Here is a 25752-nt window from a genome sequence, read left to right on the forward strand (position 1 = left end):
CTGTGCGATCACTGTATTCCAATTATTCGCCGATTTCGCACCAGGGACGCTGCGCAGGATCAAGCCGCGCGCATGCTGGGCAAGCGATCAGCGCCAGCGTTCGGGCGTGGCCGCCGCGTCATGCGACTTGCCCAGCAAGCGGCTGGCCAGCGCCGCCAGCGCGGGGGCGCTGCCGGTGGTTTCCAGATGCAGCTCACCTACGCCGCTTGCGCGCAGCAAGCCCTTTTCCTGCAACTGATGCCGCAACCAGCGCGCCACGGGGGCGCCCGTTTCCAGCAGCGGCACGCCGGGGCCGGCTGCCGCCTGGATGGCGTCGCGCAAAAAGGGGAAATGGGTGCAGCCCAGCACCAGCACGTCGGCGCCCGCCGCGCGCAATTCCGCCACGGGCGTGCGCACCGCGGCCTCGACGGCGGGGCCGGACAGTTCACCTTGCTCCACCAGCCGCACCCATTCCGGGCAAGGCCGCAGCAGGATGCGGACTTCGGGCGCTTCGCGCTGCACCAGCGCGGCGAACTTGGGGCTGGCCAAGGTGCCGGTGGTGGCGAACACACCCACAACGCCGCTATGCGTCAGATGCGCCGCTGGCTTGATGGCGGGTTCGACGCCGATGATGATCAGGCCGGGGTGGCGCTTGCGCAGTGGGGCAATGGCGGCGGCGGTGGCGGTGTTGCACGCGACGACCATGGCTTTTGCCTGGCGCGACACGAAATAATCCGCCAGCGCGAAGGCGCGTTGTTCGACAAAGCTTTGCGTTTTTTCGCCATAAGGCACGTGCGCGGAGTCGGCCACGTACAGCAGCGATTCGTGGGGCAGGGCGTCGCGAATGGCGCGCAGCACGCTCAGGCCGCCAACGCCAGAGTCATAGATGCCGATGGGGGATTCGGAAAGCATGGTCGAGTGCGGGGGGGCGAAAACGTAGGGCAAAAGAGAATAGCCGGGTGCCCGGCAGTGTAACGCCCGCCTATCCGCGCGCCAGCCCCGGGTCTTCGGCGCGATGCCGGCGCACTTCATCGATGAGCTTGCGCGTGGCGCCCGACATCGGCGTGTCGCGCCAGATCAGGTTCAGTGGCGCGCGCAGCGCGACGGGGCCGGTGACATTGACGTACACCACGCCTTCGATATTCACGCGCCGCAGCGACGCCGGCACCAGCGACACGCCCAGGCCGGCCGCAACCAGGCTCAGTGTGGACAGCATGCGCGGCGCTTCCTGCGCCACGCGCGGGCTGAAGCCCGACGCGCTGCACGCCGTGATGATGGCGTCGTACAAGCCGGGGCCGCTATGGCGGCGATAAAGAATCAAGGATTCTTCGGCCAGCTCGGACAGCGCGATCTGGCTGCGCGTGCGTCCCTTGACGGCGGGGTGGTCGGCGGGAAAAGCCGCCAGCATGGTTTCTTCCAGCACAGTTTCTTCGGATACGCCCGAACCCGTGCCGTGCGCGCCGCGAATGAAGGCGACATCCACCCGGCCTTCGCTGACGGCTTCGCGCAGTTCGCCGGTGCTGCTTTCTTCCAGCACCAGCCGCACGTTGGGCGCGCTTTCGCGAAAGCGGCGGATGACCGTGGGCACAAAAGGATGAAACGCGGCCGACCCGGTGAACCCCACCGTCAGCCGCCCAGCTTCGCCTTGTGACACGCGCCGCACGCCGTCGACCGCCTGGTCCACCAGCGCGAGGATATTGCGCGCATCGTCGACCAGCGCGCGCCCGCTTTCCGTCAGTTCCATGCCGCGCGGCAGGCGGTGAAACAAGGTCACGCCCAGCTCTTGTTCCAGCACGCGAATCTGCTGGCTAAGGGGCGGCTGCCGGATGCCAAGGCGGGCGGCGGCCTTGGTCAGATGGGATTCCTCGGCCACCGCCAGGAAGTAACGCAGCAGGCGCAAGTCGACCGATGCCATATGGGTTGGATATGAGTGGTTAAGTGGTCATATATTAGACATTATCTTGAGCGAAGAGTAGGCTCCCAACTCGGTATTTCTCAGTCAGCGCGGCAACGCGCCAGCCCCTGCCTGCCGGCCCCAGACCGGCTTTCACAACATGAATGCAGCACCCTCCACCCTAGAGGCCGAGTGCCGGCCGGCGCCCACTTGCGGGCAGTTGTTTTACGGATTCCTCATGCTTGGCCTGACGGCCTTCGGCGGCGCGCTGCCGCTGGCGCGCCGCATGGTCGTTGAGAAGCACCGCTGGTTAAGCGGCCCGGAATTCACCGACCTGCTGGGCCTGTGCCAGTTTTTGCCGGGCGGCAACATCATCAACCTGTCGGTGGCGCTGGGCATGAAATTCCGCGGGCCGCGCGGCGCCTTTTCGGCATTGATGGGGCTGATCCTGGCGCCGTCGGCCATCGTCATTCTGCTGGGCATGGTGTATGACCGCTTTCAGAGCGATCCGCACATCCAGCACCTGTTCGCCGGCTTGGCGGCCGCCGCGGCGGGGCTGCTGATTTCGATGGCGGTCAAGATTGGCGTGCCGGTGATCAAGCGCCGCGACTGGCTGGCTGGGGTGGTGGCCACGATTTGTTTCGTGGCGATCGCCGTGTTGCGCATTCCCTTGCTGCCGACGATGGCGGTGCTGACGCCGCTGAGCATCCTGGCCGTGTGGAGGCAACGTCGATGATTCATACGCTGATTGCGCTGGCCCTGATCTTTTCCCAGCTGTCCGTGCTGGCGTTTGGCGGCGGCAACACCATCCTGCCCGAGATGCAGCGCCAGGTGGTCGAGGTGCACGGCTGGATGAGCGCGGCCGATTTTTCGGCGCTGTTCGCCCTGGGCCAGGCCGCGCCCGGCCCCAACCTGATGGTGGTGACGCTGGTGGGCTGGCACGTGGCGGGGTGGTGGGGAATGCTCGTCACCACCATCGCCAAGTTCGGCCCGTCGTCGTTGATCACCATCCTGGCGCTGGGCTTGTGGGAACGCTTCAAAGACCGCCCGTGGCGCGGCGTGATCCAGGCGGGCATTTTCCCGATGACGGTCGGGCTGGTGGCGGCCAGCGCGTCGCTCATCACCGAGGCGTCGGCGCATACGTGGCTGCTGGGCGCCATCACCGCCGTGGTGGCGGTGCTGGGCAGCGCCACGCGTATCCATCCGCTATGGCTGCTGTTCGGCGGCGCGCTGGTGGGTTTGGTGGCGATCGGTTAGCGTAGGACTCTTGCCGCGCGTAGGAGCCCGCATGACGAAGCCGATCCCGCAAGCGCCGCAGAAAAGCGGTCAGCAGAAAAGCGAAAAGCAAGACCAGGACAAAGACCAAAGCGAAGGCCAAAGCAAAGACCAAAGCAAAGACCAAAGCAAAGACCAAAGCAAAGACCCGGGGCAGGACACAAACCAAGACCACACCCCCGGAGCGGCGCCAGAAGAACACGCCGCCGCCAGAGCCGGCCGCCTGCCGTTCTTCCATGCGCACCGCCGGCTGGTGATGTGCGGTTTGTTATTCGTGGTGGCGGGGGGCGCGGCCTATGCGCTGGGCCGTTCGCCCAGCCTGGCGCTGCTGCTGGGCTTTGACGCCGCCGCGCTGGTCTTCCTGGTCTTGACCGCCAGGGTGTTCGGCCAGGCCAGTTCGGCCTCCATGCGGGTGCACGCCAAGCAACAGGACGTCGGGCGCATGGGCGTGCTCTGGAGCAGCGTGGCGCTGTCGTGCATGGTGCTGGTGGCGCTGTGGGTGGAATTGCGCGGCGAAAGCAGCGTGGGCGGCGTGGTGGACATGCTGGCGGCTGCGGCCACCATCGTGCTGTCGTGGCTCTACATGAACATGATCTTTGCGTTGCACTACGCGCATGGCTACTACGGCCATCGCAGCGGCACGCACAAGGGGCTGGATTTCCCCGGCACGCAGGAACCCGACTACTGGGACTTCGCCTATTTTGCGCTGGTGCTGGGCATGACGTTCCAGGTGTCTGACGTGCAGATCGTCAACCGGCGGGTGCGGCGCATGGCGCTGGTGCACAGCGTCATCGCGTTCTTCTTCAACGTGTTCATCATTGCGATCAGCGTGAACGTGGCTGCCGGCAAGGCCTGAAAAAAAATGCGGCCCGAAGAAAAATCTTCGGGCCGCGGTATCGTGCGTAGGTACGTGCGTGCTTGCTTGCGTGCGTGCTGACCTGCCTGCGAGCAAGCGCACGTGCAAGCCTTCCGGTCAGACAGCCAATCAAGCCGCCGGTGCGGCCGCCGCGCCCAATCTCCACAACGACGTCACTTCCTTCGAACGCGCCGCGTACAGCGGGTCGCTCGGGTCTTTGGCGCGTGCGTGCGTGGGGCGCGTGTCAATGCGTTCGATGACGCGCAGCCCGGCCGCATCAATCATTTCCATCAGCTGTTCGCGCGTGCGCAGGCCCAGGTGTTCGGCCAGGTCCGACAGAATCAGCCAGCCTTCGCCGTTGGGCGTCAGGTGCGCGGTCAGCCCGTTCAGAAAGCCGCGCAGCATGCGGCTGTCGGGGTCATACACGGCGTGTTCGACCGGGGAACTCGGGCGGGCGGGCAGCCACGGCGGGTTGCAGACGATCAACGACACGCGGCCTTCGGGGAAGAGGTCGGCTTCCACGATGTCGACCTGCTTGGACAGCCCCAGCCGTTCCAGGTTTTCGCGGGCGCAGGCCAGCGCGCGCGGGTCCTGGTCGGTGCCGATGACGCGCTTGCCGCCACGGCGCGCAATCACGGCGGCCAGCACGCCGGTGCCGGTGCCGATATCAAAGGCTACGCTGCCACGCGGCATCGGGGTGTTGGCCACAAGCTCGACGTATTCGCCGCGCAGGGGCGAAAACACGCCGTAGTGCGGGTGGATGCGGTTGTTCAGGACGGGAATTTCCACGCCCTTTTTGCGCCATTCGAAGGCGCCGATCATGCCCAGCAGTTCGCGCAGCGATGCCACGTAGGGCTCGTCGGCGGGGCCGTGCACTTCTTCGCAGGCTTGGCGGGCGTCGGGCGCGCGGCGCAGCGAAATGCCGTGGCCGGCATCAAACGGAATCAGCAGCATGCCCAGGATGCGGGCGCGCTGGGATTGAATCTGGCGGTGCTGGTTGAAAGCTTCCAGCAGCGTGTCGACCGGCTTGCGCGGGCGCTTGTCCACGCGGCGGGTCATGGCTTGCAGCAGCAGGCGCGCGTTCTGGAAGTCGCCGCGCCACAGCAGGCCGACGCCTTCGCAGGCTTGGCGGTAGGCCATGTCCGCGGTCAGGGTGTCGTCCACCACGACCACGCGCTTGGGCGGCGTGGCGCCGGTTTCAGAGCGCCAGCGGGCGGAGCGGGGGGCGTCTTGTTCTACCCAGTGCAGTTCAGGGGCGGTCAACGTGTCGCTCCAGCAAGGACGGGGGGACGGGGCAGGATCATGTAGGGGAGATAAAAAGAAAGGGCGCGGGCTGCCAATGTAGCAGTTTCGCGCCCCAGGGCGTTGCGCGGCGCGCCCGGCGCCGCGCGGATGCGCCGCTTCAGTGGAACAGGACGACCGCCTTTTGCAGCGTGATCCAGATGCCCCAGGCCAGCGGAATGCCCACGCAGGCCCAGGCGAACAGCACCAGGGCGGCGGGCGTGCGGAAGGTCGAGCGGCCCACGCCGTGCGTTTCAGCCGCTGCTGCGCGTTCGTGCGCCAAAGCCTTTTCCTGCGCCAGTTCGGCCTCCGTCATGAAGTACTTGGGGTTGACGGGGCGAATCGCCAGGTTGCACAGGAAGCCCAGCACCAGCATGCCGGCCAGAATGTACATGGTGATGTCGTACACCTGCGCGCGCGGCACACCGATAGACAGCTGATATTCGCGGATGTAGTTCACCAGCACCGGGCCAAAGATGCCGGCGGCTGACCACGCCGTCAGCAGCCGGCCGTGGATGGCGCCCACCATCTGCGTGCCGAACAGGTCGGCCAGATACGCCGGCACGGTCGCGAAGCCGCCGCCGTACATCGACAGGATCACGCAGAACGCGGCCACAAACAGGGCCAGCGCGCCGATGTGCGCCGTCCAGGGAATGGCGGCGTACAGCACGAAGCCCAGCACGAAGAAGATCAGATAGGTCAGCTTGCGGCCCAGTTTGTCAGACAGGCTGGCCCAGAAGAACCGCCCGCCAATATTGAACAGGCTGAGCAGGCCGGTAAAGCCCGCGGCAATGGCGGCAATGGCCGCCAGCTGGTCTTTGTCCAATTGGGCGTAGCCCAGTTCCGGCTTGTTGATCAGGCCGCCGCCAAACACTTCCTGCAAAAGCGGGGACGCCATGCCCAGAATGCCGATGCCGGCCGTCACGTTCAGGCACAGCACCAGCCAGACCAGCCAGAATTGCGGCACGCCCCAGACGCGCTTCACGTGCACGTGGCCCTTGGTGATCATCGCGTTGTTGGCATGCTTGGCGGGCGCCGTCCAGCCTTCCGGCTTCCAGCCCGTGGGCGGCACGCGGTAACCCAGCGCGCCCGACATCATGAAGATGAAGTACACGACGGCCATCGTCAGGAACGTCTGCCAGACCCCGGGCGAGGTGGGCGTGGCGAAGTGGCGCATCAGCAGGTCAGCCAGCGGCGCGCCGATCATTGCGCCGCCGCCAAAGCCCATGATGGCCATGCCGGTGGCCATGCCGCGGCGGTCGGGAAACCATTTGATCAGCGTGCTGACGGGCGAGATATACCCCAGCCCCAGCCCGATGCCGCCGATGACGCCTGACCCCAGCCACAGCATCCACATCTGATGCAGGTACACGCCAATGGCCGAAATGACCAGGCCGCCGCACCAGCACACCGCCGACACCACGCCCGCCTTGCGCGGACCGGCGCGTTCCAGCCAGCCGCCCCACAGCGCCGCGGAACACCCCAGCAGCACAAAGAACAGCGTGTACATCCACCCCATGGTGGAAATCTTCCAGTCGCAGCTGGTCGTGAAGAGTTCCGCGGCCAGGCTCATGTCGGCCGGGCAGGACAGCGGCTTGGCGCCGCCCACCACCTTGGACAGGGGCAACCAGAACACCGAGAAACCGTAAGCCATGCCGATGCAAAGATGGATGGCCAACGCGGCGGGAGGCACGAGCCAGCGCGAAAAACCCGGCCCGGCGATTGTGCGTTCTTTGTCAAAAAAACCCGGCTTTGAGCCGGGCAGGTCCAAGGTGGCGGTACTTTCCATGAAGTCTCCTCGTGGGGTGCGGCTTTATCGCTCGCGCCGGCCGCAAATAGAACGGGGGCGCGGCTTCTTTTATTGAATCCGTCACTGCGTACTGCGTACTGCGATCTGACTGCGGTAAAGCGGTGCGGCCGGGCTACCCCACTCGGGGCGCGGGCGTCAGGCGCTGGCGGTTCTGCGTGACCGCGTCCCGCACCAAGGGGTGCAACTGCTCGTCGCCTGCGTCGCCATCAGGGCTGGCCGCCAGAAAACCCAGCAGCTCGTTGCGCATGCGGGGCTCCCAGAATTTGTGGATATGGTTGGCCACGCCTTCCAGCGCTTCGTGGCGGTCCGGCATGGCGTCAAAGAACTGGCCGATGCGGTTGGCCATGCGGATCAGGTTGCCGATTTCCATTGCGTGTCAGGGTTCCGTTCAGGGGGTGAAGCGTTCGGGGTGGGCGTACAGCGTGGCGTCGCCGCCGCGCAAGAAGCCCACCAGGCTGACGTTGGCGTCTTCCGCCAGGCGGATGGCCAGCGCCGTGGGGGCGGACACCGCCGCCAATACCGGCACGCCGGCCGCCGCTGTCTTTTGCACCATTTCGAAACTGGCGCGGCTGGACACCAGCACGATGCCGCCGCCGGCATGCATGGCTTGGCGCGCCAAGGCGCCGATGAGTTTGTCCAGCGCGTTGTGCCGGCCCACGTCTTCGCGGACCAGGGCAATGGCGCCGTCGGCGCCCGCCCAGCCCGCCGCGTGCGTGGCGCCCGTGATGTCGTGCAGCGCCTGGCGCGCGCGCATGTCGCGCATGGCGGCCAGCACGGCCTGGATACGCACGGCCGACCCGTTGGTCACGGGCGCGACTGGGCGCAGCACTTCGGGCAAGGTTTCCACGCCGCACAGGCCGCAGCCGGTGCGGCCGGCCATGGCGCGGCGGCGTGTCTTTAGCCGCACTTCGCAAGCGGTAGAGATTTCCACCTGCACGACGATGCCGTCGCATTGCGGCAGCACGTCAATGCCGCGCACATCGCTGACGCTGTCGATGATGCCTTCCGACAGCGAAAAGCCCACGGCAAAGTCTTCCAGGTCGGCGGGCGTGGCCAGCATGGTGGCGTGGCTGATGCCGTTGAACTCCAGCGCCACCGGCGTTTCCTCGGCCACGAAGTCGAGTTCGGCGGCGGGGGCGATGGCCCCGTCCCGCACGCGGGTGACCGGGGTCTGCGTGCAGTCGGCGCGGGGGGGCGTGGACGGGGTAGCGGTCATGGCATCCAGGGCGGTCGAGGCCGGCAGGGGTTATTTCCCGGTCAGCGTCGCTTCGCTTTCGCGCGATCGCTCGCGCAGCAGCTTGTGCTGGATGTCTTCAAAGCGCGACCATTGGCGCTGCCATTCCGAAGGCTGGGACACGCGCGTGACCTGCACGGCGGTGACCTTGTATTCGGGGCAGTTGGTCGCCCAGTCGGAGCTGTCCGTCGTGACGACGTTGGCGCCGGACTCGGGAAAGTGGAACGTGGTGTATACCACGCCCGGCTGCACCCGGTCAGTCAGCGTGGCGCGCAACACGGTCTCGCCCGCGCGGCTCTGGATGCCCACCCAATCGCCTTCGGCCACGCCCCGGTCTTCGGCGTCTTGCGGATGCAGTTCCAGCACGTCTTCGCCATGCCACATCACGTTGGGCGTGCGCCGCGTCTGCGCGCCCACGTTGTACTGCGACAGGATGCGGCCGGTGGTCAGCAGCAGCGGGAAGCGCCGCGTGCTGCGTTCGTCGGTCGGCACGTACTTGGTGATCATGAACTTGCCCTTGCCGCGCACGAAGGCGTCGATGTGCATGATGGGCGTGCCTTCCGGCGCGTCGTCATTGCACGGCCATTGCAGGCTGCCCAGCTTGTCCAGCTTCTCGTAGCTGACGCCTGCGAACGTGGGCGTCAGCCGCGCAATTTCTTCCATGATTTCGCGCGGGTGCGTGTAGGGCATGGGATAGCCCAGCGCGTTGGACAGCGCTACGGTCACTTCCCAATCCGCCTTGCCGTTCTTGGGTTCCATCACTTTGCGCACGCGCGAGATGCGGCGTTCGGCGTTGGTAAACGTGCCGTCTTTTTCCAGGAACGACGAGCCCGGCAGGAACACATGGGCGTATTTGGCGGTCTCGTTCAGGAACAGGTCTTGCACCACGATGCATTCCATCGCCGCAAGCGACGCCGCCACGTGCTGCGTGTTGGGGTCGGACTGCACGATGTCTTCGCCCTGGCAGTACAGGCCCTTGAACGTTCCGCCCAGCGCCGCTTCGAACATGTTGGGAATGCGCAGGCCGGGTTCGGGCTGCAAGGTCACGCCCCAGTCCTGTTCGAATTGCGCGCGCACGACGTTGTCGGAAATGTGGCGGTAGCCAGGCAGTTCGTGCGGGAACGAGCCCATGTCGCACGAGCCTTGCACGTTGTTCTGGCCGCGCAGCGGGTTCACGCCCACGCCTTCCCGGCCGACGTTGCCGGTGGCCATGGCCAGGTTGGCAATCGCCATGACGGTGGTGGAACCCTGGCTGTGTTCGGTGACGCCCAGGCCGTAATAGATGGAGCCGTTGCCGCCAGTGGCGAACAAACGCGCCGCGCCGCGCACGGCCTGCGCCGGCACGCCGGTGATTTCCTCCATCGCTTCCGGTGAGTTTTCGGGCAGCGAGACGAAGTCGCGCCATTCGTTGAAGGCCTTGGTGTCGCAGCGTTCGGCCACGTAGTCTTCGGCGATCAGGCCTTCGGTGGCGATCACATGCGCCATCGACGACAGCAGCGCCGTGTTGGTGCCGGGCCGCACCTGCAAGTGGAAGTCGGCCTTGATGTGCGGTGAGCTCACCAGTTCGATGCGGCGCGGGTCAATCACGATCAGCCTTGCGCCTTGCCGCAGCCGGCGCTTCAAGCGCGACGCAAATACCGGGTGGCCGCTGCTGGGGTTGGCGCCCATTACGATGACCACGTCGGTATGCATGACCGAATCGAAGGTCTGCGTGCCGGCGGATTCACCCAGCGTTTGCTTCAAGCCGTAGCCCGTGGGCGAATGGCAGACACGGGCGCAGGTGTCGACGTTATTGGTGCCGAACGCCGCACGCACCAGCTTTTGCACCAGCCACGTTTCTTCATTGGTGCAGCGTGACGACGTGATGCCGCCCACGGCGTCGCGGCCGTACTGGCTTTGGATGCGGCGGAATTCGGACGCCGCATAGTTGATGGCTTCGTCCCAGGACACTTCCTTCCAGGAGTCGGTGATGTGCTTGCGGATCATGGGCTTCAGCACGCGTTCCTTGTGCGTGGTATAGCCCCACGCAAAGCGGCCCTTCACGCATGAATGCCCGCGGTTGGCCTGGCCGTCTTTCCACGGCACCATGCGCACGACTTCCTGGCCCTTCATCTCGGCCTTGAAGCCGCAGCCCACGCCGCAATACGCGCAGGTGGTCACGACAGAATGTTCGGCCTGGCCCATCATGATGACGGTTTTTTCTTGCAGCGTAGAGGTCGGACAGGCTTGCACGCAGGCGCCACAGGACACGCATTCGCTGTCCAGGAAAGGCTGGTCCTGCCCCGGCGATACGCGCGATTCGAAGCCCTTGCCCGAGATCGTCAGCGCGAACGTGCCTTGCGTTTCTTCGCAGGCGCGCACGCAGCGGTTGCACACGATGCACTTGGACGCGTCGTAGCTGAAGTAGGGGTTGGAGTCGTCGGTCTTGGCGTCCAGGTGGTTGGCGCCGTCGTAGCCGTAGCGCACGTTGCGCAGGCCCACGACGCCCGCCATGTCCTGCAATTCGCAATCGCCGTTAGCGGGGCAGGTCAGGCAGTCCAGCGGGTGGTCCGAGATGTACAGCTCCATCACGCCGCGGCGCAGTTCGTGCAGCTTGGGCGTTTCGGTAAAGACCACCATGCCGTTTTCAGCGGGCGTGGTGCACGACGCTGGGTAGCCGCGCCGGCCTTCGATCTGCACCAGGCACAGCCGGCACGAGCCAAAAGGTTCCAGGCTGTCTGTCGCGCACAGCTTCGGGATGTTGATGCCCGCTTCGGCTGCGGCGCGCATCAGCGATGTGCCTTCGGCCACTTGGATTTCCTGGCCGTCGATGGTCAGGGTGATGGTTTTTTCAGAGACGCGCGCCGGCGTGCCCATGTCGCGGTCGCGCTTGATGACGGTTTCTAGCATGGTGGTCTCTCGGGTTCAGGCCGCGTGCGCGGCAGACTGCGGGGACTCGATGCCGAAGTCCTGCGGAAAGTGGTTCAGCGCCGACAGTACGGGGTAGGGCGCCATGCCCCCCAATGCGCAGAGCGAACCGCCCATCATCGTGTCGCACAAGTCGCGCAGCAGATGCACCTGCTGTTCGCGCTGCTTGGTGTCGGCCCCGTCTGCCGCGATCTTGTCGATGGTTTCGACGCCGCGCGTGGAGCCGATGCGGCACGGCGTGCATTTGCCACAGGATTCGATGGCGCAGAACTCCATCGCGTAACGCGCCATGCGAGCCATGTCGACGGTGTCGTCAAACGCCACCAGCCCGCCGTGGCCGATCATGGCCGAGATATGGATGTAGGCCTCGTAGTCCAGCGGCACGTCCCATTGCGATTCCGGCAGATACGCGCCCAAGGGGCCGCCCACCTGCACGGCGCGCAGGGGCCGCCCCGATGCGCTGCCACCGCCAAACGTGTAGAGCAGATCGCGCAGGCTCAGGCCGAAGGCCTTTTCCACCAGGCCGCCTTGCTTCAAATTGCCCGCCAGCTGAAACGGCAGCGTGCCGTGCGAGCGGCCCACACCGTAGTCGCGGTAGTACGCCGCGCCCTTGGCCAGGATGATCGGCACCGTCGCCAGCGAGATCACGTTGTTGATTACGGTGGGCTTGCCGAACAGGCCCGATATTGCGGGCAGCGGCGGCTTGGCGCGCACCACGCCGCGCTTGCCTTCCAGGCTTTCCAGCAGGGAGGTTTCTTCGCCGCAGATGTAGGCGCCCGCGCCCTTGCGCACTTCCAGGTCGAACTGGCGGCCGCTGCCGTGCACATCGTGGCCCAGCCAGCCCACGCTGCGGGCGCGCGCGATGGCGGCTTCCAGGGTCTGGATGGCGTGCGGGTATTCGGAACGCACGTAGATGTAGCCGTAGGTGGCGCCCACGGCCAGCCCGGCAATCGTCATGCCTTCGATCAGCACATAGGGGTCGCCTTCCATCAGCAGGCGGTCGGCGAAGGTGCCGGAGTCGCCTTCATCAGCGTTGCAGACGATGTATTTCTGATCGCTGGGCGAACCCGCTACCGTCTTCCATTTGATGCCTGTCGGAAACGCCGCGCCGCCGCGGCCGCGTAAGCCCGAGGTGACCATGTCGTCGATGATCTCGGCCGGCTGCATCGCCAGCGCCCGCTTCAGCCCGGCCAGGCCGCCATGCGCGGCGTAGTCCTGTATCGATAGCGGGTCGATCACGCCCACGCGGGCGAAGGTCAGGCGTTCTTGTTGCTTCAGATAGGGGATGTCTTCGGTCAGGCCCAAGTGCAGCGCGTGCGCGCCGCCGCTCAGCCAGCCCGCATCGAACAAGCCAGCCACGTCTTCGGGCGCTACCGGCCCGTAGGCGATGCGGCCGTCGGGCGTGGCGATTTCCACCAGCGGTTCCAGCCACAGCAGCCCGCGCGAGCCGTTGCGCACCACCTGCACCGACAGGCCGCGTTCGTCGGCAATGCGTTCAATGGCGTGCGCCACGGCGTCGGCGTCCATGGCCAGCGCCGCGGCGTCGCGCGGCACGTAGATGACGATGGGGGCGCTCATGACGTGGTCTCCAGCGTGCGGGTCAGCAAGCGGTCAAGCTTGTCGGGCGTGACGCGGGCATGCGGCTGGCCATCGATCATCACGGCGGGCGACTGCGCGCACAGCCCCAGGCAGTACACGGGCTCCAGCGTGAAATTGCCGTCGGGCGTGCTGGCATGGAAACCGCAGCCCAGTTTGGCCTGCGCATGCGCGGCCAAAGCGTCGCCGCCCATGGCCTGACAGGATTCCGCGCGGCAGACTTCTAGCGTATGGCGCGCGGCCGGCTGGCTGCGGAAATGGGGGTAGAACGTGATAACGCCGTGAACTTCGGCGCGGGACAGGTTCAGGGCCTCGGCGATGGTTTGCACCGCCTCGGCCGGAATACAGCCCAATTCGTGTTGCACCTGATGCAGCACCGGCAGCAAGGGGCCGGGCAGGTCTTTCAGGCTGGCCACGATGCGGGCGGTGGCCGCAATGGCGGGGGTGGCGGAATGCTGAGCGGCGTCCAGAGCCAGTGGGCCGCCGCGGGCGCCCCCGCTGGACGCCAGGTCGGATTTTGCCTCGCGCTGATGCACGGTGGTCTCCTCCAGATGAACTGGGTGTTGTTGTGGGCCGGAATGTGTGGTGTTTAATATGTTTTTAAAAACATAATAAATACCCGTCCGCCGCGTTATTTGTGTACTCTAACCACGTACTTGAACGCCTTCAATAAGAAATAAATGACATATAAGTTCCGAATCGGCCTGCGGCCGCAATGGACATTGGGGACAGACGACGATGCGGCCCCCGTCCCATTGCAGGACATGCTGGCCTTGCTGGCCGCCATCGACGCCACCGGCAACATCACGGGCGCGTGCCGCGCCTGCGGGTTGTCGTATCGGCACGCGTGGGGCGTGTTGCGCCGCTTCGAGACCATCTTCGGCACGCAATTGCTGATCACCAATCGCCGCCAAGGCACGCAGCTGGCGCCGTTTGCGCAGCGGTTGCTATGGGCCAACCGCCGCATCGAAGCGCGGTTGATGCCCACGCTGGACAGCATGGCGTCGGAATTGCAGGAAGAGCTGGAACGGCTGCTGCCCGAAAGCGGTCCGCACTTGCGGCTGCATGCCAGCCACGGTTTTGCGGTGGAATCGCTGATGCAGCACATGGGCGGCAGAAAGCCCGGGCTGGAACTGCGCTATCGCACGGCGATCGAGGCGCTGGCCTCGCTAGAGCGCCATGAATGCGACTTGGCGGGGTTTCAGGTGCCGCAGGGGGATTTCGAATCGCCCATCATGGAACGCTACGCGCAGTGGCTGCACGCCGACGATTACCTGCTGATCCACCTGGCCGTGCGCAACACGGGCCTCTTCGTCACGGCGGGCAACCCCAAGCAGATTCGCGGCATGGCCGACCTGGCGCGCCCCGATGTGCGCTTCGTGAACCGCCAGATCGGGTCCAGCACGCGTTACCTGGTGGGCTTGATGCTGCAACGCGCGGGCGTATCCATCGGCGAAGTCCAGGGCTACGAAACCAACGAATTCACCCACATGGCGATTGCCGCGCACATTGCCAGCGGCATGGCGGACACGGGCGTGGGCGTTGAAACCGCGGCCTGCCGTTTCGGGCTGGACTTCATCCCGCTGGTGCGCGAGCGCTACTTTTTCGCCATCCGAAAATCGTCGCTGGAAACCCCGGCCATGCAGGATTTGCTGAGCATCATGCGCAGCGCCGATTACGTGGGGTACGTGGGGCAACTGGTTGGCTACGACGCCCGGGACACCGGGCGCTTACAAACGCTGCAAGAGGCCTTTGCCTGAAGGGCGATGCCCCTGCCTTCAGGATGACCTTGCGCCAGTGCAACGTGATGCCGGGATATGATCACCCCATGAGCAAAGTGATTTTCCTTGCCGACCGCCGGTCCGACCGCTCGGCCTGGCCCGCGCCCGGCGAACTGCCCCCGGCAGGCCAGCCCGCGTTGGATGCGCGCGTGCGCCCCTTGCGCGACTTGCGGATATCGGTCACGGACCGCTGCAACTTCCGCTGCACGTACTGCATGCCGCGCGAAGTGTTCGACAGCAGCTATACCTTCATGCCGCATGCCGACCTGCTGTCGTTTGAAGAGATCAGCCGCTTGGCCGGCATCTTCACGCAGCTTGGCGTGGAAAAAATCCGGCTGACAGGCGGCGAGCCCTTGCTGCGCAAACACATCGAAAACCTGGTGGGCCAACTGGCCAGCTTGCGCACGCTGGAAGGCAATCCGCTGGACTTGACGCTGACGACCAACGGCAGCGTGCTGGCGCGCAAGGCGGCCGCGCTGAAAGCGGCGGGCCTGACCCGGGTCACCGTCAGCCTGGACGCGCTGGACGCCGCCATGTTCCAGGACATGAGCGACAGCGGCTTCACGCCTGACGACGTGCTGCGCGGCATCGACGCCGCCGCCGAAGCCGGGCTGGCGCCGGTAAAGGTCAACATGGTGGTGCGGCGCGGGTTGAACGACGCGCAAATCTTGCCGATGGCCGAACGCTTCCGTCACAGCGGCCACATCCTGCGCTTCATCGAATACATGGACGTGGGCAACACCAACGGCTGGAACCTGGCCGAAGTGGTGCCCAGCCAGGAAGTGCTGGACCGCATCGGCGCCGTTCATGCGCTGGAACCCGTCCAAACCACAGAAATGGGCCGTGTCGCCGAGCGCTGGCGCTATGTGGATGGCGGCGGCGAAATCGGCGTCATCTCCAGCGTCACGCACGCGTTCTGCGGCGGCTGTACGCGCGCGCGCCTGTCGCCGGAAGGCAAGCTCTTTCTGTGCCTGTTCGCACACGAGGGCTACGACTTGCGGGCACCGTTGCGCGACGGCGCAAGCGACGCCGAATTGGCGGGCATCCTGGCAGGCATCTGGTCAGGGCGCAACGACCATTATTCGGAACTGCGCGGCCGCAACATGGCCGGCCCCACGCCCGACCCCGGCCGCAAAGTTGAAATGAGCTATATCGGTGGCTGACCCCGCAACGCCGCACACGCGCATCGCCGGCCTGATCCTGGCGGGCGGGCAGGGGGCCCGCATGCAGCATCAAGACAAGGGGCTGGTCGAGTTGAACGGCGAGCCCATGGTGGCGCACGTGGCGCGTCGTCTGGCCCCGCAGGTGGGGCGCGTGATCATCAGCGCCAACCGGCATCTGGACCGCTACGCGCAATACGGTCAGGTGGTGGCCGACGGTGAGCCCGAGCTGGGCGCGTTTCAAGGCCCGTTGGTGGGCATCGCGGCCGGGCTGGCTGCCAGTGCCGCTGCACACGATGATTGGTTGGTGGTGACGCCGTGCGATACGCCTTTTCTGCCTGATGATCTGGCCGCGCGGCTGATCGCCGCGGCCACTTCGGCCCACGCCCCGCTGGCCCACGCCGTGGCTGGCGGCCAGCATCATTCCGCTTGCATGGCCTTACGCACGACGCTGCTGCCGGCGTTGCTTGCATACCTGCGGGCAGGCGACCGCAAGGTGGGCTTGTGGCAAGCGCGGATGGGCGGCGTTGAGGCGCGCTTTGACGACACGCCCGACGCCTTCATGAACGTCAACACGGCGGAGGAATTGGCGGCGGCGGCGCAATACGCCACCCGTCACGCGACCGCCGCTGCGGCAGGCGCCAAGTCAGCCGCCAAGTCAGCCATCAAGTAAGCCGTAAAGTAAGCCGTAAAGTAAGCCGTAAAGTAAGCCGACCAGTCAGCCGCCCAGTCAGCGCGCTACGCCAACCAGTGGCGCAAGTCGTAGTACGGCACACGATCCTGATCGTTGACCAGCACATCGGCGGGCAAACGCGCCAGCCCCGTCGCCCACGGCATTGAGCTGATCATCCCTGACCCCTGGTGGCCGTAAGGCATCAGTTCACTGCCGCCATTCTCGGCCGTGCGGCACTGGACGCGCAGGAATTCTTCGCGGCCATCCTGACGCGGACGCTCGGTGCGCAAAGGCAGCAGGCTGACGGGCGGGAAGATGGTTTCGCGGCCCTGCATGCGGCGCACCAGCGGCGACACCAGCATCGCAAACACGGCATAGGCCGACACCGGATTACCAGGCAGGCTGACGACGGGCGTGCCGCCAATCTGCGCCAGCGCAACCGGTTTGCCAGGCTTCATGCGCACCTTCCACAGCGACAGTTCTCCGCCCAACGTGGCCAGCGCCGGCTTGACCAGGTCGCGCTCGCCGACGGACACGCCGCCCACGCTCAGCACCAGATCGCAATCGGCCAGCAAGGTCTTGAAGGCAGCCAGCAGATCCGCTTCCGTGTCGCGCGCATGCAAGACGTGCACGGGCAGGGCGCCCAGGCCGCGCACCAGCGCGGCGAGCATCGGGCCGTTGGAGTTGTAGATCTGCTCCGGCGCGCGCGGCGCGCCGGGCGGCACAAGCTCATCGCCGGTGGTCAGGATGCCAACGCGCAGCTGGCCCACAACCGGCACGCTGGCCAGTCCTTGCGAGGCCAGCAGCGCCACGTGCGCCGCTTGCAGCAGCGTGCCTGCGGCCAGCAACGGCGCGCCGGTCATCGTGTCTTCGCCGCGGCGGCGAATGTGCTGGTTGGGCGCGGGCTGGCGCGTGATCTCGACCTGGTTGTCGGCTTCGACCGTGTCTTCCTGCATGACGACGGTGTCGGCGCCATCGGGAATCAGGCTGCCCGTGAACAGGCGGATAGCGTGGCCGGGCTTGAGCGGTTCAGGCACGTCGCCGGCATAGCAGCGTTGCTGAATGGGCAGGCGGACGCCGGCTTGCCAATCGGCCACGCGCAGCGCATAGCCGTCCATGGCGCTGTTGTCGGCGGGCGGGATATCCACGGTGGCTTCCAGGTCGGTTGCCAGCACGCGGCCTGCGGCGTCGTTCAGGGGGATGTCGTCGCGGCGTTGCAGCGGCCCTGCGGCATTGGCCAGCAGGGTCTGGGCTTGATCAAAATCCAGCATGGGTCAGTGGTCTTCTTCGGTGGGCTTGAAGTGCGAGGCGAAATTGCACGGGCGGTGGCTGCTGTCGAACTGGTCGCGCAGGATTTGCGCCCAGGCGGTTTCGCAGGCATTGTTCGACCCGGGCAGGCAGAAGATCAGCGTCTGGTTGGCCGACCCGGCGAACGCGCGCGACTGGATGGTGGAGCTGCCGATTTCGGCATAGGAAATCTGGCGGAACAGTTCACCAAAGCCGGGAATCTCGCGGTCCAGAAGCGGCAGGATGGCCGCCGGCGTATGGTCGCGATGCGAGAAACCCGTGCCGCCGGTTGTCAGGATGACCTGCACTTCGGGGTCGGCGATCCAGTCACTGATGATGCGGCGGATCTGGTAGATGTCGTCGCGCACGATGTCGCGGCGCACGCATTGGTGGCCCGCGTGCGCCAGGTTGTGGGCCAGCAGGTTGCCGGACGTGTCGTCACCCGCGCTGCGGGTATCGCTGACGGTCAGTACGGCGCAGGCCAGAGAGACGGGAATGGCTTCGCTCATGGGCGTTCCTTCGAGGGGGCGGTGTCTTCATCCCAGGCGTCCGTGCGGTCCTGGTCGGATTGGCGTTGTTCGACCCAGAAGCTGCTGCCGCCCGCAAGCGTCTCGCGCTTCCAGAAGGGGGCGCGCGTCTTCAGCGCGTCGATGATGTATTCGCAGCCGCGAAAGGCGTCGCCGCGATGAGCGCTGGCGGCCGCCACGAACACGATCTGCGCATTGCGGTGCAACGCGCCCACCCGGTGCACGATGACGGTGCCGGCCAGCTTCCAGCGTTCGCGCGCGGTGGCGGCAATGGCTTCAAGCTCGCGCTCGCACATGCCGGGGTAGTGTTCAAGAAAGAGCGTGTCGGTGGGCGCATCGGGCGCGTAATCGCGCACATAGCCCACGAAGGTGACGATGCCGCCCACGCCGGGGCCGGCGCTGTCACGCAGCGCGGCCGTCAGCGCGGCGCCGTCGAAATCGGCTTCCTGGACGCTGATCATGGCGTTCAACCTCCGGTGACGGGTTCGAACACGGCGACTTCATCGCCCGGGCGAATCGCGGCGGCCGGTTTGGAATGGGTCTGGTTGATGGCCAGCTTCAAACGGCTGGCGGGTTCCAGCTGGGGATAACGCGCGCCCAGCGCAGCCAGCAGTTGCGCGCCCGTGGACTCGCCATCCAGCGGCCAGCTTTCCGTGCGCTTGCCGACCAGCTCCGCCACGCGGGCGAAGTACAGGAGATTAATCGTTGCGCCATTCACCGCTTTTTCCTCCCGCCTTGTACTTAAGGCGAACTTGTTCAACCACGATGCCCTTGTCGGCCGCCTTGCACATGTCGTAGATGGTCAGCGCGGCCACGCTGCACGCCATCATGGCTTCCATTTCCACGCCCGTCTTGTAGCTGGTGCGGCACGTGGCCAGGATGTCGATGCGATGCGCGGCGTCGTCCAACGCGAAGTCCACGCCGACGAACGCCAGCGGCAGGCTGTGGCACAGCGGGATCAGCTCGGCGCAGCGCTTGGCGGCCAGCACGGCGGCCACGCGCGCGGTGTTGAGCACTTCGCCCTTGCCTTGGCCCGGCTGCGTCAACAGCCCATAGGCCACGGCATTCATGCGGACGCTGGCGGTGGCGATGGCCACGCGCTCGGTATCCGTCTTGGCGATGACGTCGACCATGCGGACCTGGCCGGCTTCATCCAGGTGACTCAAAGTGGGGGTGGTCGGGGGCATGGGAATCGGGATCGAGAATTGTTAATGTTTGAAAAGTGCGGTCCCGGCAGGCCGGGCGGGCCGCTGTTGCGCCTATGATAGACGAGCGTTAACCAGGGCGCGATAATCGCCTTCAACTCGTATCAGGAGACTCTCGATGCCCGTGCGGATGCCAAAGCTTCGGTTCACCCGGCGCGCCGGCAAGATCCTACTGGGCATCGTGGCGTTTGTACTGATCCTGTTCGGCGTTGCCGCCTGGCAAGTGCCCAAAGTCCTGCACAACGTCCTGACGGACGACGTATCCAAGATGATCGGCCGCGATGTCTCCGTGGGCAAGATCAGCTTCAATCCCTTCACCTTGACCCTCCGCGCCCGCGACCTGGCTGTGGCCCAGCCGGGTTCGCAGACACCGCTGCTGACGCTGGCCGAACTGGATGCCAGCGCCGCCTGGAGCTCGCTGTTCTGGTTTGCGCCCGTTGTTGATCGTCTGACGCTGCGCCAGCCTACCATCAGCGTCGTGCGCGAAGACGTCACGCGTTTCAACTTCTCTGATATTTCCCAACGCGTCGCGGAATTGTCCGCCGCCAAGCCCGCCGAACCGCCCAAACCTGATGAAGGCCTGCCGCGTTTCTCGCTGAACAATATGGTGATCGAAGGCGGCACCATCACGCTGGACGACAAGGTCACCGGCCGCAAGCAGGTGGTGGATGAGCTGGCCGTGGGCGTGCCGTTCATTTCCACCTTTGGCTACGCGACGGACATCGACGTGCAGCCCCGGCTGCATTTGCGCATCAACGGCAGCCCGTTCGACCTGACGGGCGTGGCCCGTCCGTTCGACAAGGTGCCGTCATCAACCCTGCGCGTCGCCTTCCATGGCCTGCAACTGGAAAAGTGGGCGGATGTGTGGCCGATGCCGCTGCCGTTCAAGCTGGACAGCGCGCTGCTGGATTCCAATCTTCAAGTCGTGTTCGAGCAGCCCAAGGACGCGCCGCCGAAAATCCGCGTGGTGGGTGATTTGGGCCTGCGCCGCTTTGACCTGCACGACACCGCGGGCGACCGCCTGGCCGCCTGGAGCGCGCTGACGGTCACGCGGCTGGAACTGGAGCCCATTGCACGCCAGCTTTATATCGGCGAAATCGGCCTGTGGGCGCCGCAGATTCATGTGCGCCGCTATACGAACGAACATCTGAATTGGCAGGACGTCGTCGCCAAGCTGAAGGAGCTGGGCGGCGTGGCGCCGACGGAAACGCCAGTTGCCGACAAGCTCAAGCGGGATATCGGGCTGAAGGTGGAGCCCAAAGCGGCGCCGGCGAAGGCCGGGGCCGACAAGAACGCCCAGGTCACCCCGGAGGCCGGCGCCGCGGCCACCCCTGCCGCGCCTGATGCGGCCGCCTTGCCCAGCAAGCCCGGCGCACCCACGCCACCAAGCACGCCTGACGCACCCGCTGCGCCCGCCACTGCGCCCGCCACTACGCCGCCGCCTGCCGCGCCGGCGGAATGGAAAGTGACGCTGGACGCCTTCAACCTGCACGAAGGCGAGCTCTACGTCACTGACGCGATCAGCAAGCTGGATTACGTCATGACCGGCATGGCCGTCACGGTGGAAAGCGTGCAGATTCCCGAGGTCAAGGACCAGCCCGTCAACCTGTGGCTGACTGTGGACAACAGCACCGATGGCGGCTGGATACGCGCCAAGGGGCCGCTGGAGCTCAAGCCGTTGTCGCTGGAGTTGGGCGTGCGGATGGGCAACATCGCCTTGGCGCCGCTTGCGCCCGCCGTGCGCAGCGTGGCGCCGGTCCTGCTGCAAGATGGCCGCTTGGGCGCTTCGGCGCAGGTCCATGTCAAAGAGAAGGGCGGCGCGATTGATGCGTCCGCCACGGCAGTGCAAGCCGATCTGACGCAATTCAAGGCGCGCGATGAATCGCTCAAGCCCGCGCTGGATATCGCCCTGCAAACGCTGCACGTCACGGCCGACCGCCTGGCCATGGGCCCGGGGCAAAGCAACTTCACGCTGGCCGCCGCCGGCATCCAGGGCAACGGCAAGCTGGACTTGAAGGGCGCGTTTACACCGCAGCCGTTGACGCTGAAGTCGTCGGTGGACTTGTCCGAGCTGAACGTGGCCGCGTTCGCGCCTTATGCCGCATCCAGCCTGAATGCGACGGTGCGCGCCATTACGTTGGGCGCCAAAGGCAACGTCGACTTCGCGGCCGCAGCCGGCAATGCGCCGATGAAGGTCAACTGGAAGGGCGGCGTCGAAGTCACGGGCGTCGACTTGCAAGACCGCGTCAACAACGACGACTTCCTGAACTGGAAGCGCCTGGGTTTCGTGGGCATGGACGTGTCAGTGGCGGGTGACAAAATCGCGGCCAAGCTGGGCGACATCGCGCTGGAAGACTTCTATGGCCGCATTCTGCTTAACGCGCAGGGCCGGCTGAATGTGATGGACCTGATCGCCGCGCCCGGGCAGGCTGGCGGCTCGATCACGCAAGATACGCAAACGCCCGGCCGGCAAGCGGCCCCGCCCGCCGCCGCGCCCGCCGCCGCCGCCAAGGGCAGCTCGGGCAGTGCAAGCGCAGGCATGCCGGACATTGCGGTCAACAGCGTGACGCTTACGCGCGGCCGCATGACGTTTACCGACCGCTTCGTCAAACCGAATTATGTGGCGGAACTGTCCGCCATCGAAGGCGCCATCACGGCGGTATCGTCCACCAATCCGCAGCCCGCCAAGGTCAAGGTGACGGGCCGCGTCTACACCACGGCGCCCTTGTCGATCAGCGGCATCGTGCAGCCCTTCGCCAAGTTCCTGACGCTGGACTTGAAGGCGTCGGCCAAGGGGGTGGACTTGCCGCGCTTCAATACCTATTCGGCCAAGTACGTCGGCTACCCGATCAAGCGCGGCAAGCTGTCGGTGGACCTGGAATACAAGATCAAGGACCGCGCGCTGCAAGCCTCGAACCACGTGGTGCTGAACCAGCTGACGTTCGGCGACAAGACCAACAGCCCCGACGCCACCAAGCTGCCGGTGCTGCTGGCCGTGGCGCTGTTGAAGGATTCGCGCGGCAATATCGATATCAACCTGCCGATCTCGGGCTCGCTGGACGACCCCGAGTTTTCGGTGGGCGGCATCGTGGTGCGGGTGCTGGTGAATTTGGTGGTCAAAGCGGTGACCTCACCCTTCAGCCTGCTGGCCTCTGCTTTCGGGGGCGGCGAAGAACTGTCTTACGTGGAGTTCGCGCCCGGCAGCGCGGTGCTGACGGAAGACACCCTCCAGCGCCTGGACACGCTGACCAAGGCGCTGACGGATCGCCCCGCACTGAAGATGGACATCAGCGGCCGCGCCGATCCCAAGACCGATCTGGAAGGCCTGCGCCAAGCTTGGGTCGACAACCAGATCCGCGCCGCCAAGGCCGCCGAAACAGCGCCGCGCGGCAAGAAGCCGAATGTGGCGGGCGTGAAGGTGTCGCCCGCGGAACGCACGAAGTATCTGGAAGAGGTTTACGGCGACACCGACATCAAGGACAAGCCGCGCAACTTCATCGGCATGTCCAAGTCAGTACCGCCAGACCAGATGGAAGCGATGTTGCGCAGCGTGGCGCCGGTGGGGGATGAGCAGTTGCGCCAATTGGCGGATGCGCGCGCGCAAGCGGTGTATGAGAAGTTGCAAGCCCAGGAAGGACTCGCGGACCGTGTCTTCATCGTTGCGCCGCAGCTGGACGCGGACGGCATCAAGGACGAGGGGCAACCCTCGCGCGTGGACTTCTCCCTGAAGTGAAACCAGCCGTTCAATCGGGGGTGCGCATCGCGTCCCCCGGCCAACTTTTGCCAGGAGATTCTCGATGAAAGATCAAGACGCGCACTTCGACAGCCTGTTGCCGCCTTTGCGGCTGGACCGCCGGGGTTTCATCGCTACCACCGTCGCCGCCGGCTTTTCGCTGGCGGCAGGCCCCGCCGTGGCCCAGACCGCCATCGCCACGGACGCCAAGGGGCTGACGGCCGGCAAGATCGATATCCCCACGACGGACGGCAAGATGCCCGCGTATCGCGCCGCGCCACAGGGAAAGAAAAATCTGCCAACGGTGATTGTGGTGTCCGAGATTTTCGGGGTGCACGAATACATCCAGGACGTCTGCCGCCGTCTGGCGCACCTGGGTTATCTGGCGATTGCGCCGGAGCTGTTCGCGCGCCAGGGCGATCCGTCGAAGTACACCGAGATTCCGAAGCTGCAAGCCGAGGTCATCGGCAAGGTGCCAGACATTCAAGTCCAGGGCGACCTGGATGCCACGGCGAAATGGGCGGCGGCGAATGGCGGCGACGCTGACAAGCTGGGTATCGTGGGCTTCTGCTGGGGCGGCCGCCAAGTGTGGCTGTACGCCGCGCACAACCCGAAACTGAAAGCCGGCGCGGCGTTCTACGGCCAATTGGCGGGCGAACCGAGCGAGCTGAAACCGAAGTCGGTGTTGAGCCTGGTGAACGAACTGAAGGCGCCGGTGCTGGGCGCATACGGCGGCAAGGACGCAGGCATTCCGCAGACGGATGTGGATAAGATGCGAATCGAATTGGCGAAGGGGCCGGCGGCGGCTAAGGCTTCCCGGATCGATGTCTATCCCGATGCGCCGCATGCGTTTCATGCGGACTACCGGCCGTCTTATCGGAAGGCGGAGGCGGAGCAGGCTTGGACGCGGATGCTGGATTGGTTCAAGCAGAACGGACTTGGGGTTTAGGGGGAGTCTTTTTTGGGGCGGTCAAGGGTGTTTGTGCTGCGGTTGACGATGATCTTCGTAGGTCGCCCGTCGGCGCAGTGGCCCTGACTGCGCGCGCCCACGATTGCGGTCCGGAGCCTTCGCTCCGGACGTCCCCTTCGTCATCCTCGTCCGCCTTCGGCTCCCTTCGGATTCCCTCGGGCGCATCGAGGTTGCGCTCAGTCAGGGCCACCGCGACGACGGGCTGCCGTTGTCTTGGGTCGGCGCGCTGCTAGGGTGTGCCTTAGTGACGAGTGCTGCGGGGCCCGCCGAGTGGCGGCCGCGCGGGCGGCCTTACTCGGCTTACGCATCTGTGGGCGTTTGGGCGGTGGTCGCTTTCGCGAATGCGGGGAATAGCTTTCTAATGGTCCCGCCGCAGCTTTTTGGGGGGTAAAGGGTGGCGCGCAGCGCCCACTGTCTTGCGCATGCCAACCCGTTGCGCGCCACGCACCGGCGTTCAAGCGGCGGGCATCTTGCGACTGCCAATGAAGCGGCGCGTGCTGCGAAACGCCGACAATTACCCGCGCACAGCAGCCACACGCGAAGCGAGCATCGTCACGACGCACCACGGCGCGTAAGCCCCCCAAGGCCGCCCGCGCGGCCGGCCGGGGGCGGGCCCCGCAAGATCTTCCACCACCCATCATGGTGGAGCAGAACCCCAAGCACACCGTTCTCCCCTAGGGCCGTGAAGATTCAGCCAGCCGAGTCCGATGGGCCGGTGCCCGGGGGTGGGCGGGGAGTCGATAAGCCCGAGGGAATCTGAAGGCAGCGGCCGCAGGCCGCAACGAAGATGACGACGGGGCAGTCCGGAGCGAAGGCTCCGGACCGCAATCGTTGACCCGCCCACCCCCGGGCGCCGGCCCATCGGACGTCAAAAGAACCCACAACGCCGCATCAATAAAACCAAAACTCAAAACACAAAAGCCTACTGCGCCTTCTCCCCCGGCAACCCATCGCTAACTTCTGCGAGCACCCCCTTCATCTCCTCATATCCCATCACCCGCTCATTCTGAAAACTCCCCAGCACGCCCCGGCATCCGTCCACGCCAGACCGCTTCATATCGTCCATCATCGTCTTCCCGTCTGCCAGGCCCTTCTGAAACAAGCCCTCGTATTCCTTCGACGAAAATCCATATTCCTGCGCGTACTGCATCAGGTTTTTCTTAGACGTCGCCTGATGCTGCGCCAAATCCGGTTCCGATGCGCCACACGCGCGGGCCGCGCCATTGGAGGCGCCTGCCGCCACAACGAAGGAATCGTATTGGGCCTGTTCGGCCGCATCCGGGGCGGCCCAGGCCGGGGCCGTTGCGGTGGCCAGGACCCAAGCCAAGCCGGTCAAGATCTTTCGCATCATTGAATCTCCGCTCAATGCCCGCAGGGCTGGAAATAGCACTGAACACACACGGGAACCCCAAGCGCCGCGGGCGTGGGTTACTACATCATTATGGCAAGCAGCCGTTTCCTCCCCATGTAGCCAGGGTATGGAGTCGTTTCAGACTGTGCGACTTTCTTTCCTTGCGCGGCCTCGCGCAGCAAGTGAGCCATACAGGAACTATGATGGCGGATGTGAGGCGCTCCTGCCTCAAT

Annotated in this window: 23 protein-coding genes and 1 pseudogene; 8 read left to right on the forward strand and 16 right to left on the reverse strand. The window is 65.6% G+C overall.

Annotation, left to right across the window (positions count from 1 at the left end; all coding sequences use genetic code 11):
• Window positions 1-87: 87 nt before the first annotated feature.
• Together murI and ACFZAI_RS05770 are read right to left on the reverse strand one after the other, a co-directional pair.
• Window positions 88-891 carry a glutamate racemase gene (gene murI, locus ACFZAI_RS05765; RefSeq protein ID WP_391566007.1) on the reverse strand — a complete coding sequence of 268 codons (804 nt, stop codon included), beginning with the start codon at window positions 889-891 and terminating at the stop codon, window positions 88-90.
• A 70-nt stretch (window positions 892-961) separates the two neighbouring features.
• Window positions 962-1894, reverse strand: coding sequence for a LysR substrate-binding domain-containing protein (locus ACFZAI_RS05770; protein ID WP_391566008.1), 933 nt, complete (start codon window positions 1892-1894; stop codon window positions 962-964).
• 139 nt (window positions 1895-2033) lie between these two features.
• On the opposite strand from ACFZAI_RS05770, the gene ACFZAI_RS05775 reads away from it, so the two are divergent.
• The 3 genes from ACFZAI_RS05775 to ACFZAI_RS05785 are packed head-to-tail and all read left to right on the forward strand — an operon-like array spanning window position 2034 to window position 4004.
• Window positions 2034-2609, forward strand: a complete 576-nt coding sequence (locus tag ACFZAI_RS05775; RefSeq protein WP_391566009.1) for a chromate transporter — start codon at window positions 2034-2036, stop codon at window positions 2607-2609.
• Window positions 2606-3130, forward strand: coding sequence for a chromate transporter (locus tag ACFZAI_RS05780; protein WP_391566010.1), 525 nt, complete (start codon window positions 2606-2608; stop codon window positions 3128-3130). Before ACFZAI_RS05775 ends, ACFZAI_RS05780 begins: the two co-directional genes overlap by 4 nt.
• A gap of 31 nt (window positions 3131-3161) precedes the next feature.
• A complete protein-coding gene (locus ACFZAI_RS05785; protein ID WP_391566011.1) occupies window positions 3162-4004 on the forward strand; it encodes a DUF1345 domain-containing protein in 843 nt (280 codons plus the stop codon).
• A 129-nt stretch (window positions 4005-4133) separates the two neighbouring features.
• Here ACFZAI_RS05785 and ACFZAI_RS05790 read toward each other — a convergent pair whose 3' ends face one another.
• The 8 genes and pseudogenes from ACFZAI_RS05790 to ACFZAI_RS05825 all read right to left on the reverse strand — a co-directional run bounded on the left by ACFZAI_RS05790 (window position 4134) and on the right by ACFZAI_RS05825 (window position 13368).
• On the reverse strand, window positions 4134-5267 hold the full coding sequence (locus ACFZAI_RS05790) for a methyltransferase (RefSeq protein WP_391566012.1): 1134 nt from the start codon (window positions 5265-5267) through the stop codon (window positions 4134-4136).
• 139 nt (window positions 5268-5406) lie between these two features.
• Window positions 5407-7074 carry an OFA family MFS transporter gene (locus ACFZAI_RS05795; RefSeq protein WP_391566013.1) on the reverse strand — a complete coding sequence of 556 codons (1668 nt, stop codon included), beginning with the start codon at window positions 7072-7074 and terminating at the stop codon, window positions 5407-5409.
• 133 nt (window positions 7075-7207) lie between these two features.
• Window positions 7208-7465 carry a formate dehydrogenase subunit delta gene (locus ACFZAI_RS05800; protein WP_391566014.1) on the reverse strand — a complete coding sequence of 86 codons (258 nt, stop codon included), beginning with the start codon at window positions 7463-7465 and terminating at the stop codon, window positions 7208-7210.
• Between the two features lie 18 nt (window positions 7466-7483).
• Window positions 7484-8311: a formate dehydrogenase accessory sulfurtransferase FdhD gene (gene fdhD, locus ACFZAI_RS05805; protein WP_391566015.1), complete on the reverse strand. Its 828-nt coding sequence runs from the start codon at window positions 8309-8311 to the stop codon at window positions 7484-7486.
• 30 nt (window positions 8312-8341) lie between these two features.
• Window positions 8342-10654: a formate dehydrogenase subunit alpha gene (gene fdhF, locus ACFZAI_RS05810; RefSeq protein WP_391566280.1), complete on the reverse strand. Its 2313-nt coding sequence runs from the start codon at window positions 10652-10654 to the stop codon at window positions 8342-8344.
• A 147-nt stretch (window positions 10655-10801) separates the two neighbouring features.
• Window positions 10802-11218, reverse strand: a pseudogene (locus tag ACFZAI_RS05815) (2Fe-2S iron-sulfur cluster-binding protein); the annotation flags it as partial.
• Window positions 11219-11233: 15 nt separating this feature from the next.
• Complete coding sequence (locus ACFZAI_RS05820) at window positions 11234-12814, reverse strand: formate dehydrogenase beta subunit (protein ID WP_391566016.1); 1581 nt, start codon at window positions 12812-12814, stop codon at window positions 11234-11236.
• The gene (locus tag ACFZAI_RS05825; protein WP_391566017.1) at window positions 12811-13368 is read right to left on the reverse strand and encodes a formate dehydrogenase subunit gamma; all 558 of its coding nucleotides are present in this window, start codon (window positions 13366-13368) and stop codon (window positions 12811-12813) included. The genes ACFZAI_RS05820 and ACFZAI_RS05825 overlap by 4 nt, the downstream gene beginning before the upstream one ends.
• A gap of 144 nt (window positions 13369-13512) precedes the next feature.
• Between ACFZAI_RS05825 and ACFZAI_RS05830 the strand changes: the two genes are divergently transcribed.
• The 3 genes from ACFZAI_RS05830 (at window position 13513) to mobA (ending at window position 16446) form a co-directional block, all read left to right on the forward strand.
• The gene (locus ACFZAI_RS05830; protein ID WP_391566018.1) at window positions 13513-14592 is read left to right on the forward strand and encodes a substrate-binding domain-containing protein; all 1080 of its coding nucleotides are present in this window, start codon (window positions 13513-13515) and stop codon (window positions 14590-14592) included.
• A 68-nt stretch (window positions 14593-14660) separates the two neighbouring features.
• Window positions 14661-15776: a GTP 3',8-cyclase MoaA gene (moaA, locus tag ACFZAI_RS05835; RefSeq protein ID WP_391566019.1), complete on the forward strand. Its 1116-nt coding sequence runs from the start codon at window positions 14661-14663 to the stop codon at window positions 15774-15776.
• Entirely contained in the window at window positions 15769-16446 is a 678-nt protein-coding gene (gene mobA / locus ACFZAI_RS05840) for a molybdenum cofactor guanylyltransferase MobA (RefSeq protein ID WP_391566020.1), read from the forward strand. Before moaA ends, mobA begins: the two co-directional genes overlap by 8 nt.
• 65 nt (window positions 16447-16511) lie before the next feature.
• Here mobA and glp read toward each other — a convergent pair whose 3' ends face one another.
• The 5 genes from glp to moaC are packed head-to-tail and all read right to left on the reverse strand — an operon-like array spanning window position 16512 to window position 19447.
• A complete protein-coding gene (gene glp, locus ACFZAI_RS05845; protein ID WP_391566021.1) occupies window positions 16512-17717 on the reverse strand; it encodes a gephyrin-like molybdotransferase Glp in 1206 nt (401 codons plus the stop codon).
• Between the two features lie 3 nt (window positions 17718-17720).
• Entirely contained in the window at window positions 17721-18242 is a 522-nt protein-coding gene (moaB, locus tag ACFZAI_RS05850) for a molybdenum cofactor biosynthesis protein B (protein WP_391566022.1), read from the reverse strand.
• Window positions 18239-18721 carry a molybdenum cofactor biosynthesis protein MoaE gene (locus tag ACFZAI_RS05855; protein ID WP_391566023.1) on the reverse strand — a complete coding sequence of 161 codons (483 nt, stop codon included), beginning with the start codon at window positions 18719-18721 and terminating at the stop codon, window positions 18239-18241. Before ACFZAI_RS05855 ends, moaB begins: the two co-directional genes overlap by 4 nt.
• A gap of 5 nt (window positions 18722-18726) precedes the next feature.
• Window positions 18727-18978 carry a MoaD/ThiS family protein gene (locus tag ACFZAI_RS05860; RefSeq protein WP_391566024.1) on the reverse strand — a complete coding sequence of 84 codons (252 nt, stop codon included), beginning with the start codon at window positions 18976-18978 and terminating at the stop codon, window positions 18727-18729.
• Window positions 18959-19447, reverse strand: coding sequence for a cyclic pyranopterin monophosphate synthase MoaC (gene moaC, locus ACFZAI_RS05865; protein ID WP_391566025.1), 489 nt, complete (start codon window positions 19445-19447; stop codon window positions 18959-18961). Before moaC ends, ACFZAI_RS05860 begins: the two co-directional genes overlap by 20 nt.
• 136 nt (window positions 19448-19583) lie before the next feature.
• Between moaC and ACFZAI_RS05870 the strand changes: the two genes are divergently transcribed.
• Window positions 19584-23198, forward strand: a complete 3615-nt coding sequence (locus ACFZAI_RS05870) for a DUF748 domain-containing protein (protein WP_391566026.1) — start codon at window positions 19584-19586, stop codon at window positions 23196-23198.
• A gap of 64 nt (window positions 23199-23262) precedes the next feature.
• Complete coding sequence (locus ACFZAI_RS05875; protein WP_391566027.1) at window positions 23263-24147, forward strand: dienelactone hydrolase family protein; 885 nt, start codon at window positions 23263-23265, stop codon at window positions 24145-24147.
• A gap of 943 nt (window positions 24148-25090) precedes the next feature.
• Here ACFZAI_RS05875 and ACFZAI_RS05880 read toward each other — a convergent pair.
• Window positions 25091-25516, reverse strand: coding sequence for a hypothetical protein (locus ACFZAI_RS05880; protein ID WP_391566281.1), 426 nt, complete (start codon window positions 25514-25516; stop codon window positions 25091-25093).
• Window positions 25517-25752 lie beyond the last annotated feature (236 nt).

This window comes from Achromobacter sp. NPDC008082 (assembly GCF_042957345.1).
Lineage (GTDB): Bacteria > Pseudomonadota > Gammaproteobacteria > Burkholderiales > Burkholderiaceae_B > Achromobacter > Achromobacter kerstersii_A.